Here is a 13,784-nt window from a genome sequence, read left to right on the forward strand (position 1 = left end):
GCGAACGCTTTTGTATTTCAAAGGGGGAGCGAAAGCGATTGGGGGAAACCCCCAACAAGCTCAAATGGGTACCATTTGTAGAGCTTGCCAACCCTCATGCTATGATGTATGATAGTTTCAACACCACGGTGAAACTATCTGAAGAATAGCTTTCAAATGGTACCCATTTGAAAAGGAGGGGCGGGCTTGGAAGAGAACCGAAATGAGAACCGACAGATCAAATTTCGAGTGAGCGACGACGAATTTGAACGTCTTGAGCAGATGGCGAAAAACGTTCAAATGAGTGTGCCTTCTTTTGCGAAAAAGAAGGCACAAGGGGCGAGAATGCGACCGCCGAAGATTGATCGAGAAGGAGCATTTGAGATGGCCCGGGAATTGCGAGCAATCGGTAACAATGTGAACCAGATCAGCCGGCGAGCCAATCAGGGACATACAATTCCTGCTGAGGAATTAAAAGAGGTACAAAAGGAGCTGCAGGCTATATGGCAACAATTCAACTCGGCCATACAAAAGTAGCTAATCGGCTAATCTCGTACTGTGAAAAAAGAGCGGTCGAGAAAGAAGGAGTAAATACGTTTCCCGAGGTGGCCAAAGCCCAAATGAAGGCTACGAGAGAAATGTGGAGTAAGAATAACGGTATTCAGGCGCATCACGTAATTCAATCGTTTAAGCCAGGGGAAATCACTCCGGCCCAAGCCAATAAAATAGGACTGGAACTAGCTGAAAAATTAGCTCCGGGTCATGAAGTCATGATATATACGCATGATGATAAAGAACATATCCATAATCACATCATCATTAATTCCGTGCATCCGGAAGATGGCAGGAAATATCATGCTCATGGAAAAGAAGCGATTGATAAAGTTCGTGAGGAAAGTGACCGATTATGTAAGGGAAGAGGACTCTCCATAGCAGAAAACATTAAAGCAGGGGTTCGTTACACCCAAGCAGAAAAAGGCTTAATTGATCGAGAGAAATTCAGTTGGAAAGATGATATTCGAGAGAAAATTGACCTTGAAAAACAGGTCTCCCAAACATATGAAGAATTGAAAATGAGTTTAAAAGAAAAACATAACATTGACATGAAAGAGCGTGGAAAGAACATTACATTTACGCACCCCGATAAAAACAAGAAAGTTCGTGGCTCCAAGCTGGGGAATGATTATGAAAAGGAGACGTTGCAGCGTGAGTTTGAAATCACAAAGGAAACCCGAACAGACCAACCAAGCCAGGAGCGAGGAACAGCCACCTTATCATACGAACAGGGAAATCCAGAGTTATCAAGAATTGCAGAACCATATAGAGGAAAGTCAGAAGTTAATGGAAATTCTGAAAGGTTACGTCAGCACGCAAATCGACAGGGACACCGACTCGAAAATGACCACTCAACAAGAGTTGAACGACATCAGAGAGACGAGCCAAACCGTTCAGCAGAGGATGAATTCGACTTTACAAGCGCAAGAGAAACTCTTGAAAGATCAAGAAGAGAGACTTATAAAAACTATGGAAACGGGCGCCAACCTCATGAGTCAGAACAATCAAAAGACCATTCAAAAAGTGAATCAACTCCAAAACGAGATCGTTCAGCAACTGGAGAAGATCGAGCAAAATTTCAGCGAGAAAACAGGGAAAGTGCTCCAGACCACCGAGAGCAACTTAAACGAGATGAAGAGCCGGACAAACAAAAGCTTAGACGAGATCGACAACAGAGCAAAGAGAACGATATCGAACGTTAAAAAAGGAATTCTTATAAATTACTGGTTAGATGCAGCAAAATACGGTCTAGCAACCTCTGTATTCCTTGTGCCCATATACTTAGGGGTAAAAGCTTTGTTAGGAGTATTTGGCATTGAAACACCTTAAGAATTTTTAAATCCATAAAAAGAGCTCCCTGCGCAAACAGGGAGCTCTTTCCCCTTTAAGGGGGTGATGCCATGACAATATTTAAATTGTCGCTATTTGCCTTAAGTATAACATAAACCATTATTACTATACAGCAACGGTTTCCATTTAGAAACGGTACCCCCGTTCTCATACAGAACCCCCTACCGCCCTTCGGTTGCTTGGATATCTCCGTTTTCCAAAAGTCCAAGACCAGGACTTTAGCAAATACTCAATATCATACATCCCCCACCCTTAAATGATCCCTTCTATATAGATCTTCTTATCTTAGCTCCTATAGAGTACAGAATCTTATGTGAGCAAGACCGTTTATTCTTTAGCCTCGTTGAGATGTCTAATCTTTCCTAAGTATTTATGCTTGCAAAAGTGGAACGAAGGCAACATCCTGAAGGCTTGTCGAGGAAAACGGAAGGCATAGAACGACTACCTACATCGACAAAAATTAAAAATGTCAATGTAAGTAGTAGTCGTTCTACAGAAGGACAACATCCGTCAGGAATTACGAGGTGTCCGTAGTGTATCCCTATTAACGATAGAATTTCTTCTAGACAAGCTTACTACTTCAAATGCCCCTGGTAGGTTCAGAATAACCGAGTATTCTTACTTGCAGCTTGTCCTACTGCAACCGTAGTTGCAACATCCTTCCTTCGATCAGCACTAAGGTAGCTTTCACCCTTCAGACACCAACGCAATAGGGAGCGTTTTCATAGTGTCCTAGTCTTAATTATTGCATCGGCTAAGACATAACCTATCAAGTTTATTTTCTCAACGTGTTAGTAGGCTTTCCACGTTGGAACAACATAAAAAAGGTGTACTTTACCCTGCTTCCTACCAATGAGAGGAAAGCCGGGTAAAATACACCTTTGAAAAATTATTTATAACGGTTGAAATTTGCTATGTAAACCGTATATAATTAACTATATCTTAGTATTTTACCCTGTGTCGCTTTGGTCGGTGGAGACAGGGAAAGTCATTTCCGATAAGTTCGCCAAAACTTATCATCAAGGAAATGGCTTTTTTATTTGTCCGTATGTATTTATAATGACAATTTTACCCCTTACACTCTATCAAATCAATAGAATTGAGGGAATAAACTAGCAGAATCTTTTGCATGGATTTGCACAAAGGGCTACTGTTGTAAATTAAAACTAACAGATCTTTTTAGATTTGAAATTACTAGGGTTAGTTTTCAGGACACAATTGACTACAAAAACCCAGAAAGGAAGATTGCATGACAGACATTTCTTACAATAAACACACATTCATATTTGTGGCTCGTGGGCAATTTCTTCAAAAAAGGACTTTTTTTAGATAAAAGGAGGAAAAGTATGAAAAAAATTCTTAAAAATATAACTAAAGTCCTTTTAACCGTAATGTGTTCAATTTTAATACTAATAGGATTTACTTTCGCATACTTGATCTATCAAGATCTTAAATTCGATGAAGATAATTACGAAGAACCAACGGCGGAAGAAAATGTAAATAAATAGAAATACATAGCACAACCCTCGTAATAAATAAAATATAGAGAAATACACTGAGGGTAAGCAACATGCACTTATTCCTTCTTTTGATTCGCGTAGAGCTAATAATCTCAATGAACGAACTTACAATTAATGTCATTAATCAGATAACATTACTCTGGCCAGTAAGATAGATTATGCTCATGGTAGTAGAGTATAGCCAACTTGATATGATAGAATTTAATCTACTAAGGGAGCGATGGTTCACTTATATTTTCCGATGATTGTTGGGATCTATCGGTTATGAGGTAATAAAATAAATACTTTAATAATATTGGGGTTGAGGTTATGGTACCTAATGAAAAAGAAGTCTTAGCTAAGGGAAACTTAACCTTTGAGGATTATAAGAAACACAACCTTCATCATCATAAGAAAATGATGATTGGATATTTTATTTTTGTTTTCTTAGTTGGCCTGTGGTTATCTTCTCTCTTTATTACAGGAGGGCTGGTTGCGGTTATTCCTTTATATTTATTTTTTTCTACATTAATTGCGTGTTTTTTCACACTGGTATTAGCTGGATTATTACACTTACGCGTTCGAAAGGAGTATAGCAGTGACCAATTTCTTCAAAACGAATTGAGATATATCATTAATGAAGATGGTATAAATTCTAAAGTAAGGAAGTCAAATACTTATTTTGAATGGAATGATTTTATAGCAGTTCTGGAACACGAGGATATGTTTCGGTTATATACATCTAAAAATAAAGGCCTTGTTATACCCAAGCGTTACTTTTCCACAAAGGAAGATATCATCTTTTTTAAAAAACTAGTTACTAGAAATATGGATTCAAAAAAAGTCAAAATCCATTAACTATCTAATTGGAAGCTATCCTACTTCTTCGTATAACGAATATAAGAAGCAACCGCGATAAGAGCACTTAGTAAAGTGAAGTAAAATCCGCCCTTTGTCATTCCTAAAGCAGTGTTTAAGTTACCTCCCTCATTACCAGGAAACCAAGGGCTCATCATAATCCATTGGAGGATAACGAATGAAGGAATTAAGATAGTCAAGAAACGTATGGAAGTTTGTCTGGGAATTATTAAAAAAACAGTAAGAGTAATGGCAGTGGTGACCCCAATTAATGAACCGGTCCAATGGTGTAAACCACTCCACGACCAGAACGCTAATGAGAACCAATCCATAAACAATCCGATTAATACACCTAGCAGGCTTGCGACATATATTACTTTCATAAATTTATCCAAGTTTGTCTCTCCTTAAATCCTTTAAAATAATTGGTAAATATCACTATAGATAAGTTTATCACAAGTTTTATAGGGGTTAAAAAAAGATATAGGGGAGACTCCCCTATGTCTTTTTTTCATGCTGAATCATCTTCTTGGAATATCTTATCTCCAATCCCTACTAGGAAAGCAGAAGTCGCTGCCACACTTATAACAACGGGTGACACATAAATTAAAAGTAATGCTCCTGCTGTCAGCGCAGCTAAGCATAATGCTACAGTTTCTAAACTTACTTGAGCCTCACGTACTTTTTGATAAGAAGGGGCTGTAGTATCAACTTCTAATTCATAAATTATGGATACAGCTAAGTCTGTTTTCGTCCCATCAACTTCAATCGAATCTTTGTACGCGGTTACTTTTAGAGTATGAGTGGTAGATGTAAAATCAGAAGAAAATTCAATCATCCCATTTCCAACACTAGCTCCTAAGCCGTCTAATTGGTTAGCGTACTTGTCCATCCGTTCAGCACTCAGATTAGCTTTCAAATCATCTCCTATTATATCTTGAAGGTCATAACCCACTTTACCTTCACTAATCATAATTTGGTCTGCATCACTGTTTGGACTGAAGCTAGTATCTGTTTCTAAATATACATTAAATTTTGGAAGATCAACTATTTTGTAGGTTTTGTTAAAAATAAATTTCGGTCCAAATATAGCTTCATTTGAGAAAAATCCAGGTAAGGAGCTTCCTACTTCCAACATAGCATCGTATAGTTTTTCCTCTTTTTCATTTCTTGATCCTGTTGATGGATTAACACTACTTACTCCTTTATCTCTTCCCGACATATCATTTTTGTCAATGCCAATAGCACCATCACCAGAACCTACTGTATATTCATAAAATTGACTAAATGCCCAGTTTCGTGGCATAGGGTAACCCAGATTCCCACTAAACCCTGTAGACATGTTAGCAACAAAGCTGTATTTTGCTTGGATACTTGGGTTTTCGTAAGCACGTATACAGATATTTCTTGGACCATACACACCTAAATTGTATTTGGAGCCTTGAGATTCTAATGATTCTTTCACACCATTTAGATAAGGTAAAATTAAGTTAGTAACTTGGAAATCATAGGCATCAAAGTCGACCGCAAAGTAGATAGTTGTACCTTCAGGAAACCCTAAATCTTCTGCAGTCTTATGCGCTCTTAAACCATCTCCAGATCCTCGATTATGGTTGAAGTAACTTGCGTAAAATCCTCCGTCCTGATAGATAGGGAAAACATTAATATTGTACTCTTCCAATATTTCCAGCTCTTCGTTAGTCATAGCTTTAGATCTAGATCCTCCTACGGTACCAGTGAGGTATCTACCTATAGTATTATACCCCCGACTAACTAAGGTTTCAGCTTTCGCTCGATCAACTATAGTAGAAGCGTCACACGCAGGAGCACTACGAGATGTTAAGCCATTACTTGTTAGAAGTTGTTTGATTGTTGCTTTACCAGCTGTACCCGTAGCAGGAAGGGTCATAAATTCTTGAAATTCACGAACTGCACTCTCGACAGAGTTATCATAAATGCCGTTATAACTTCCTGGATAATAGTCATTAACGGCTAAAGCAAACTGCAGAATTCTATTTAGCCTATCTTGGCCATTACCCGGAGCAAGAGTAGGTGTATTAGCAAGTGTACCATTTCCGTAATAACCATTAGCAATATTTCCTATCCCAATTTCGTGTTGGAAAGCATAAATAAGAGCTTCGCTTGTTTTCCTTTCATAAACACCATTTGTTGGAATATAAGGAAAATACATACTATAATTTTGATTTAAAATTTGTTGCATTTCTCTTACATAGTTTGGATATGTCCTCGCCAGTTCAAATCCATCTGTATTTAAAATTGCTTCCATTAATTTTGCATCAACATAACCACTTGGTACTAGTCCAACATCTACTTCAAAATCTTTAACCGTACTTTCTGTTCCTCCAAAGAAATTACCTGTAAATCCTCCCGGGTTATAACCTTTACACCAAAAACCACCTTGTAGAATCTTATTCATGTTAGTAGGTTCTTCACCAAGGCTTTGCTTGGATAATCCAGGAAACGCAGCTTTTGTACCAGGTCCAAAGTTGGGCACAGGATTGGTGATCCCCATCTCAATTTGAAGACCAACTATCAATGCTCCTACCGTAGTATTACCAGTGTAACCATCTTCCGGAATTACATCGTAACCTTTTCTCCCTTTATAAGTATCATTCAACCACTTTTGTACTTCTAAAACCATTGAATCCATTCCATTCACCCCTTAATAATATTAATATCAATATTAATATTGATATATTAATCTAACTTTTGTTGAAACCTTATGGTTAAAAAATCGTAGCTACATTTCTATGATTCATTGTTTTACATAGGAATCAATCCCAAAATTTTTTAATGTTATGACCATATCTTTTGCATTCTCATTGTTCTCAAAGGTGCCAGCTACTACTTCGAAGTAATTGCCTGATTTCCTAACATAATTATCTACTCCTTGATCACTTAGAATCTCACCCTTATTTTGAGCATTCTCATAGTTTGAAAATGTGCCAGCTACTACCTCGCTTTTCTTTTTTTCATTGCTGTCTTTCAAATTTAATCCCGCTATTTCTGCAATTCCTTTAGCATGTCCTAATGCAACATTTCGCAGATCTTCATTTGATTTTAGGTGTTTTGCATCCTTTTCACTATCAATAAAACCATTCTCTGTTAAAATAGCTGGCATATTTGTTTCACGTAAAACTGAAAAGTTAGCTTCTTTTAGACCTCTATCATAAAAATACTTAGCTTCTTTTAAAATCTCTTCATGAAGAGCATTTTGGAACTTTTCCGCCTTACTATCTTCTGGCAAACCATTATAAATATAGGATTCAAACCCCTGGGCAGAACCATCAAATGCGTTAATATGAAATGAAACGAAATAATCAGCTCCCCATTCGTTCGCGAATTCTGAACGTTGAAGGAGATCCACAAAGTAATCACTTTTTCGAGTTAAGCGAGTTTCTACTTCTTCGTAATTATTTTCTAATATTTCATTAGTGTACTTGGCTATTTTCAAGACAACATCCTTTTCTTTTAAACCATTACCGCTCGCTCCTTGATCATGACCTCCATGGCCCGGGTCTAAAATAACCTTGGCCGACATTCTACCCCTCCTTAGGTTTCCTCTTTGTGATTTGCTTAGCTCCACTATAAAATCCACTTGCAGATAAACCTAATACTAAGCCGGCAATTACACCTGCTTTGAGATCGTATGGCGCAATATAAAACACTCCAAATACCACTCCCATCAATAAAGCAACGATCATACTATATCTTTTAGACATACCAAGTGATTTAACCATTTCTACTATTGCTGTCACCAAAGGAATGAGGGCAACTCCATACACAGAGAACTCCATGTTATTTTTCCTCCTTTCAATTAAGTTTTTTATCAGATCATCTAAATCAAATGATGACCGATAAATGAGGATTACTTTGTATATTAACAGTAGGGGTAACGGTACAGACCTTTTAAAAGTACTGAAAAACTGAAGCGATTAAAACTGTAGTATTCCTTTTAAAGAAATTAACAGCTTTTCAAAAGTTTGGTTTCTTATATTAAAAATATACTTCTCACTATATCCTAGTTTTAGCGCGGTTTTTTGGATTGTCATCCCTTGAATATATCTGTAACAAATGAAGTGGTGTTCGATATCATCCAATACTTCCAAGGCTTTATCTATTGCACTGATTATTAGTTTGTACTCGTAAAGATTTTCATGAATTTCTATTGCCCTTCTACTTTCTATTCTATCTATCAGCACATATTCGTTTTCTCCTTTTATATTGAAAGAGGAGATTAGATCCTTTTGAATTTCATAACCTTTTGGCATATTGGGTAAAACAAACTCTAATTGACTATGAAGATTCTTAATACCTGCATTATACGTCTGGTAATTTCTTAAATGTTTTTCTAGCCTTTTAATATTTTTCGATCTTTCTGTTTTTTCCATAAGTTTAGTCCTCCTTACCCTTGTAGATAAATATGTTGTAACCCTAACTAAGATATTAATATCGATATCAATATCTTAGTTAGGGTTCATTAACACTAGAATTCTTCATAACTTGAAGCCAAAATGTATTCCTTTAATTCTTCAGTTACTTCTAAAACTTCCTCACACTTAGGACAGTTAAATGAATTAGTATGAAACAAAAAAGGTTCCAGATACTTCCCAACTTTAATTGGATTTTTACAATGTTTGCAGATAATCATTAATAAATGTTTTTTTTGCTGCATATAAATAGCACTCCTTTACAAAAAACCAGAACGTTTGTTCTGTTTAAAGTATAGCTTATATTTAACAAAAAAAAAATAAGCCTGCTAGGACTTATTTAAAAATTCTTAAGCTATATTTTTAAAACACTGTTGTTTTCATTACCAAATACCGCTATTCCATCCATCCCATCTCTTTAAATACTCTTTTAAGTGATTCGTTTACAATTTCCGATTTAACACCTTTAGGTTTGCCTGCTGCATTCTCATCAATAACATTTGCCACCTCGCGTTCAAGATAAAATCCCTTAAACACGTGCGTTTTTTCTTTTGTGGTTTTTTTACCTACAATATTATCAAGGAAATCGTTATTGATATTGCTATCTTCTTTATTAGCATCCTCATTCACTGAATTATTTGTTCCCTCATCTTTTTTTGTCATCATCTATCACCCTTTCTCTCTAAATAAATACAATGATGCCCTAGTATGTTCACCAGTTGTAGTTTCTATAATAAAAGTAGAACTAATAAATATCCGAAACCTTAAATTTAGTTAGGTAAATTCCGCTTTTGTTTACTAATACGTTTCTCAATTTCCTTCTGACTATACCCTAACTTCTTCAATTGTTGTCTTGTGTGCACTTCTAAACCTAACTCATGTTGAGCTTTACCCGATAATATCCCAGATGCTTTGCTGTCTGGTTTTCCTAACAACTTCCAAAAATCTAAACAGTTTTTTCCTAACTCCCATGTGTCCTCACCTCCCTAATAGTTGTGTTTTAATGTAGTAATTCTAGGCAAGAAAAGGAGATATACTTCAGGGTCCTTCTAAAATTAGATGTATTAATTAATTTTGTTTCTTTAAGTCTTAATTAATTTACTGTGCACCAAACAAACGTGACCAAAAGCTTTTTTTATCAGACTGCTTCTTATCTTGGATAGTATCTTGGTTATCTGCATTATTAGATTCTGCTGGAGTAGCCAGTTGCCTGATGGTTTCCAACTGTTTGTCGCGATCTATATTTACTTGTTCTATACGTTGGATCAAAGTTTTATGAAAATTATCTTGATTATCCATCCTCATATCTTGATGGTCTAGCTGTTTTTTTATTGATTTATTATCCTCCCTTAAAGCTGATATTTCTTGTCGCAAAGCTCTTAGTTCTTCGGCTAGTAATTCCCCGCTGGTTTTTTCAGGCTCAGGTCTAAACGATTCTCCCCCAGTAGCAAAGTAATATTCAATCTGTTTCATGCTCCAGTTTTGCTCTCTGTGTAGAGATTGTATTTCTTTAAAACGTTCTATCCCCTCCTGTTTGTATATGTTATAACCATTACTACTTTTTTCATGCGGCACGTACTTCCTTAACTCCTTAAACCAATTCCTAATAACGTTTGGAGTTTCATCTAAGTACGTGGCAACTTCTTTCACCGTAAAACCCTCAACCAAGTTTAGATCTGGATTACCTGAACCTTGATTCTCTCCCTTATTCATATTTATAACCCTCCCAGAAACCTATATATAAACCTTGTTTCCTTAATATTAAAGGGTGGTTATGAAAAAATACAAGGTTTTTATCCAACTTCCAGACCTAGATATGAAATCATTGTATATGGGCTTAGCTAATACACTCTAAACTTAGTTAGTACTCATGGTGTATTCTACTGAATAATCTATTCAGTTACAAGAAAGACCAATTTAAATATTTTCAAGAAAAGATAAAGCGTTCACGAAACATGATGATAGTGGACCACGACAGAACTGATTAAACTGTTAGCTACGAATAATAGGACATTGCTAGGAGCATTTGAACTCTTGAAGCCTACTATAAAAGTCAATTTATTACTTGCTAATGATTAGCTTCTTTTATAGTTATAAAAGCTACTTTTCTTAGATTTTTTGCATACGCGGGTTAGGTATTAGCTTTGATATTATTGGCTTGAAAGGAGGAATGCAAAATGCTTTATGAATATTGGGAACAATACTCACCTATTGGAGGGGATCTACCATTTCAAATGACTGTCGATGACAACGCTCCTGAAGGAGACCATGTACCAGTAAGCATTCAGATTAATATGGGTTACACTCCCGGTGCTGGTGGTTATGGCTCAGACTGGGAGATGGAGCTCCAACGCTATGTAGATGGTGAATGGGTTTTCATTGCAGGGCGTTCAGGCTACTGTCACTTAGATAGTTATTCAGATCGTGAATTTACAGGGATTAACGAAGGGCTTACTCGAATTGTTTTGCATAACACTATTCCAAACCAAAGCTACCGTCGTATCGAATCCGACAACTTCTATGTTATTCACTAGTAAATAAAAAAGAGAGGTCAAGCGTGCCTCTCTTTTTTTATGAATTATAAAATTACATCCTGATGAGATTACATAAGTACACAACCATGATAGTAATGAAACATAATATTCATTATGTTTCATGTGAAACCAAACGAACAAAGCCCGGATATCCTTGATAAACCAAGGATATCCGGGCTTTTATATAGGTTCACACATGGTATAATAAAACATAATAAAATAAGTGTTGTATTCTAAACAACATATAAGAGGTGATCCAATTGCCCCCACGTCTCGGCCAACAGAGCGTCGAACCCATCCGGGACCCGGATTTAATCCGGGAAATGAAAACGTATTTGCTACATAAAAGCTACCGGGATTATTTTTTATTTACCTTCGGCATCAATTCCGGCCTGCGAATCAGCGATATTTTGCCCCTGCGGGTGTTGGATGTCCAGGACACATCCTATCTGCGGATCCGGGAAAAGAAAACACGGAACATTCGAAAAATCAAAATGACCCCCAATTTGCGCAGTGAAATCGATAAGTACATCCGGGGCAAAGCCGCGTCCGATGCCTTGTTTCCTTCCAAAAAAGGAGGCTCGATTGATCGGACCCAAGCCTGGCGCATTATTCATGAAGCTGCGGAGGTCTGCGGGGTCCCCGGACCGATCGGCACGCACACCTTGCGAAAGACGTTCGGGTATCACTTTTATCAGAAAACCAAGGATGTGGCCATGTTGCAGCAGATCTTTGGCCATTCTAGCCCTTCGATCACGTTACAATACATTGGAATTAGTGATGACATGGTCGATCAAGCCTTGGAAGATTTCTCTTTGTAAACATGAACAGAAGAGAATAAGGGGACCGTTTGCATATGCGAACGGTTTATAATGCCCCGTCCTTCCTGGGAAGTTTCATTTTGATTTAGAATCATTGATCTAAATCATCATACGTTCTTAGTACCTTGCTCTCTCTTATATCTTCAGGTTTTATTTTCTCTTCGAAAATTTTAGACTTACTTTTAATTTTACCTTGTCTCCTAAAATTTGAATGCAGACTTTTATTTGCTCGTACATGAAGTGCATTGTTTTCATAATCAAATTCTAATTCTGCTCTATCTGGTAATTTATTTTTAATGTCTTCAATCTTTTTTTGAATATTGTACTTTTCTTCTTCAGTGTAAGTGTACACGTTATTAACCCTTTCTTTTTATGTTTTATCCTTCTAACTTTGTAAAAACATTAAGATTAAGGTCTTTTAGTAGATAATACCCTATATTGACCTTTTAATATATTTTAACCTTTAAAAACCTTATTTACCTAAGTATATTAGTTCTTTCCCATCTTTCTGAGCAATATTGAGAGCTCCATTGACTCCGTGTGCTCTGCCATAATATTCTGCCTTATCTAACCCTGCTTTTCTAAAATCAAAAGTGATTTTAGAGTCTCCAGCATGGAAGGTAAAATCATCTTCTTTTATAGCAGTACTAAACTCTATAACATTTACCATTCCACTATCCACACGTTCTTTTATATCAGATAAAACATTTTCAACAATACTCTCATCCAGAGTGTTTTTTGCTTTAGACAAGCATTCCTCAATGGGTTGGCGTTCGAATCTAATTCTTACATGATTAGAATCATCGGGTGCTTTAAAAAGAATTTCTTTACCTGAAGCCATACAATCAATATCTTCTACTCTCATATGATTTATTAACATATCATTATTTTTAATTTCAGCTATGATTTCTTTCTTATTATTCCACAGCAAGGCATTAACAAGAATTTTCCCTTTATGATCTTGCTCTAATTTAAATAATTCTTTCCCCTTAATTCTCATAGTTAATGAAGTTGAAAAGAAATAATTACCTCCTGATATTACAATGCCTTTATCAATACTCCAACCTAACTTGCCTTTAGGTTCCCCCCTATTATTAGCTCTTTTCATTTCACGTAAATCTTCAATTGACCAAGCTCTTTGATCAGCTTGCCTATGATGAATTGGACAAAGAGCTATCATTCCGTCTTCGTTATGCATTTCCCCTTCATTATAAGGAGGGTCAAAGTGATGATATTCGAGAAAAGGAACTCTACAGTCTTCCACTGGGCAGCCAAAACCGACTTCTCTTCTCAACCTTCTTCTCTTTTTTCTTCCGATAGGATCCCTTGCCATACTTAACCTCCTCTATAATTGTAAAAATCATTGCATCTCATGATCACAAACATATTCATATTAACCATAATTTTCCATAATTCTACAAAGAATACGAGTAATCCTTTTTTATAATGATGGTATTTAGATCAGAACCTCTTTAGAATAATGAACTTCTATCGGAATACTCATTTTGAGTATTCCGATATTCCGCATTCCAACTGACGTTTGAAAATCAAACGTCAGTTGGAATGGATTTGAACTTGTAAAATTATCTATTCTAAAAAGAATAGATAATTTTACTCGCCTAATAGGCGAACGCTTTTGTATTTCAAAGGGGGAGCGAAAGCGATTGGGGGAAACCCCCAACAAGCTCAAATGGGTACCATTTGTAGAGCTTGCCAACCCTCATGCTATGATGTATG

General features: G+C 36.5%; 16 protein-coding genes. 6 read left to right on the forward strand and 10 right to left on the reverse strand.

Features of this window, described 5'->3' with window-relative positions; genetic code table 11:
• Positions 1–186: 186 nt before the first annotated feature.
• From ACXAJH_RS20285 to ACXAJH_RS20300, 4 genes are all read left to right on the forward strand, one after another.
• Positions 187–516, forward strand: coding sequence for a MobC family plasmid mobilization relaxosome protein (locus ACXAJH_RS20285; RefSeq protein WP_160839962.1), 330 nt, complete (start codon positions 187–189; stop codon positions 514–516).
• Entirely contained in the window at positions 483–1,736 is a 1,254-nt protein-coding gene (locus ACXAJH_RS20290; RefSeq protein ID WP_160839963.1) for a relaxase/mobilization nuclease domain-containing protein, read from the forward strand. The genes ACXAJH_RS20285 and ACXAJH_RS20290 overlap by 34 nt, the downstream gene beginning before the upstream one ends.
• Before the next feature lie 1,494 nt (positions 1,737–3,230).
• Positions 3,231–3,392: a hypothetical protein gene (locus tag ACXAJH_RS20295; protein WP_160839964.1), complete on the forward strand. Its 162-nt coding sequence runs from the start codon at positions 3,231–3,233 to the stop codon at positions 3,390–3,392.
• Between the two features lie 321 nt (positions 3,393–3,713).
• Positions 3,714–4,241: a YcxB family protein gene (locus ACXAJH_RS20300; RefSeq protein WP_474970574.1), complete on the forward strand. Its 528-nt coding sequence runs from the start codon at positions 3,714–3,716 to the stop codon at positions 4,239–4,241.
• A 20-nt stretch (positions 4,242–4,261) separates the two neighbouring features.
• On the opposite strand, the gene ACXAJH_RS20305 is transcribed toward ACXAJH_RS20300, so the two are convergent.
• From ACXAJH_RS20305 to ACXAJH_RS20340, 8 genes are all read right to left on the reverse strand, one after another.
• A complete protein-coding gene (locus ACXAJH_RS20305; protein ID WP_160839966.1) occupies positions 4,262–4,636 on the reverse strand; it encodes a hypothetical protein in 375 nt (124 codons plus the stop codon).
• A gap of 116 nt (positions 4,637–4,752) precedes the next feature.
• Positions 4,753–6,912, reverse strand: coding sequence for a glycoside hydrolase domain-containing protein (locus ACXAJH_RS20310; RefSeq protein WP_160839967.1), 2,160 nt, complete (start codon positions 6,910–6,912; stop codon positions 4,753–4,755).
• A gap of 105 nt (positions 6,913–7,017) precedes the next feature.
• Positions 7,018–7,803 carry an N-acetylmuramoyl-L-alanine amidase gene (locus ACXAJH_RS20315; RefSeq protein WP_160839968.1) on the reverse strand — a complete coding sequence of 262 codons (786 nt, stop codon included), beginning with the start codon at positions 7,801–7,803 and terminating at the stop codon, positions 7,018–7,020.
• 1 nt (position 7,804) lies between these two features.
• The gene (locus ACXAJH_RS20320) at positions 7,805–8,059 is read right to left on the reverse strand and encodes a hypothetical protein (RefSeq protein WP_160839969.1); all 255 of its coding nucleotides are present in this window, start codon (positions 8,057–8,059) and stop codon (positions 7,805–7,807) included.
• Between the two features lie 138 nt (positions 8,060–8,197).
• Positions 8,198–8,653: a sigma factor-like helix-turn-helix DNA-binding protein gene (locus tag ACXAJH_RS20325; protein WP_160839970.1), complete on the reverse strand. Its 456-nt coding sequence runs from the start codon at positions 8,651–8,653 to the stop codon at positions 8,198–8,200.
• A gap of 95 nt (positions 8,654–8,748) precedes the next feature.
• Entirely contained in the window at positions 8,749–8,937 is a 189-nt protein-coding gene (locus ACXAJH_RS20330; RefSeq protein WP_160839971.1) for a hypothetical protein, read from the reverse strand.
• A 151-nt stretch (positions 8,938–9,088) separates the two neighbouring features.
• A complete protein-coding gene (locus ACXAJH_RS20335; RefSeq protein WP_160839956.1) occupies positions 9,089–9,355 on the reverse strand; it encodes a hypothetical protein in 267 nt (88 codons plus the stop codon).
• Positions 9,356–9,790: 435 nt separating this feature from the next.
• The gene (locus ACXAJH_RS20340; RefSeq protein WP_160839957.1) at positions 9,791–10,405 is read right to left on the reverse strand and encodes a MerR family transcriptional regulator; all 615 of its coding nucleotides are present in this window, start codon (positions 10,403–10,405) and stop codon (positions 9,791–9,793) included.
• Positions 10,406–10,869: 464 nt separating this feature from the next.
• Here ACXAJH_RS20340 and ACXAJH_RS20345 point away from each other — a divergent pair, with 464 nt between their 5' ends.
• Together ACXAJH_RS20345 and ACXAJH_RS20350 are read left to right on the forward strand one after the other, a co-directional pair.
• Positions 10,870–11,226, forward strand: coding sequence for a hypothetical protein (locus tag ACXAJH_RS20345; protein ID WP_160839958.1), 357 nt, complete (start codon positions 10,870–10,872; stop codon positions 11,224–11,226).
• Between the two features lie 323 nt (positions 11,227–11,549).
• Complete coding sequence (locus ACXAJH_RS20350; RefSeq protein WP_160839959.1) at positions 11,550–12,047, forward strand: site-specific integrase; 498 nt, start codon at positions 11,550–11,552, stop codon at positions 12,045–12,047.
• A gap of 91 nt (positions 12,048–12,138) precedes the next feature.
• Here the strand turns inward: ACXAJH_RS20350 and ACXAJH_RS20355 are convergent, their stop codons facing one another.
• On the reverse strand, positions 12,139–12,399 hold the full coding sequence (locus ACXAJH_RS20355; protein ID WP_160839960.1) for a hypothetical protein: 261 nt from the start codon (positions 12,397–12,399) through the stop codon (positions 12,139–12,141).
• A 120-nt stretch (positions 12,400–12,519) separates the two neighbouring features.
• The gene (locus tag ACXAJH_RS20360; protein ID WP_160839961.1) at positions 12,520–13,380 is read right to left on the reverse strand and encodes a hypothetical protein; all 861 of its coding nucleotides are present in this window, start codon (positions 13,378–13,380) and stop codon (positions 12,520–12,522) included.
• Positions 13,381–13,784 lie beyond the last annotated feature (404 nt).

The organism is Halobacillus sp. ABD4_316 (assembly GCF_056161385.1).